Below are 995 nucleotides of genomic sequence, written 5' to 3'. Positions count from 1 at the left end.
CCTGGTCTGCCGCTACCACCACCACCTGATCCACACCCACAACATCACCATGATCCGACGCAACGGCACATGGCACTTCTACCGACCAGACGGCACCGAAATCCTCCCCACCCGAAACCCCTGGAACTGAGCACGTGGTAGCGGGGCGGCGAGGGAGACTGCTCCGATCAGTGGCTCGGCGAGCGTCCGGCCGGCCCTGATACGTCGGAGGCGGCCGCACGCGATTCCCGCCCATGTGAGGTGCAGACCCGAGCCAGCGCGCTCGCACGCGGAGGCAAAGACCGGCCGAGTGTGACATCCGCCGCGACTCACAGCCTGATCTGGCGAGCCTCCAGGGTCACCTACGGACCTGTCGCTCTGGTGGGCCCGGGCGCCATGAGGGTGCCACGGACGAGATCGAGCACGGCGTCGTCGCTGAGCCCTTCGGCGCGCGCAGCACGGACCAGCGCGGCGGCGGAGCGCTGCAGAGTCTCATCGGCGGCCCCTCGACCTGCTCCGTCGGCGACCACGGTACCCAGCCGTCGGCGGGTCTGGACCAGACCGGACTGCTCGAGCTCGCGATAGGCGCGCGCTACCGTGCCCACGGCCACGCCCAGGTCGGCTGCGAGGTCACGCACCGTCGGCAGCCGGTCGCCGGGGTGCAGGTTGCCGGCTCCCACGTGGCCGGCGATCTGGCTGCGGATCTGCTCGTACGGGGGCACCCCAAGGGTGAGGTCGACGCGTACCTGTAGCGTCATGGCCGAACGGCCCGCGCCTGCACGGTCGGCGAGGTCCCACGGCTCGTCCTGTCACCGGACGCGGTGCCGGATGGCTGTCCGCCTTGGTGCGCGGTGCCGGATTCCACATCGCTGTCGGATGCACCGTGGGGTCCCGTCCAGCGGCCGTCGGAGCCACCGCTGGGTCCCGTCCAGCGGCCGTCGGAGCCACCGCCAGGTCCCGCCCAGCCGCCGGAACCACCGCCAGGTCCCGCCCAGCCGCCGGAACCACCGCCAGGT

General features: G+C 71.6%; 1 protein-coding gene. It reads right to left on the bottom strand.

Annotated features, from left to right (window positions below; all coding sequences use genetic code 11):
* Window positions 1-341: 341 nt before the first annotated feature.
* Window positions 342-737 (bottom strand): GntR family transcriptional regulator, encoded by a 396-nt coding sequence (locus tag HALOF300_RS26780; protein WP_156743939.1) that lies wholly within the window; start codon window positions 735-737, stop codon window positions 342-344.
* Window positions 738-995 lie beyond the last annotated feature (258 nt).

It is taken from the genome of Occultella aeris (genome assembly GCF_902703175.1).
Lineage (GTDB): Bacteria > Actinomycetota > Actinomycetes > Actinomycetales > Beutenbergiaceae > Occultella > Occultella aeris.
The sequence above is the reverse complement of the archived record's forward strand: the minus strand, read 5'-3'. Positions and strand labels throughout refer to the sequence as shown.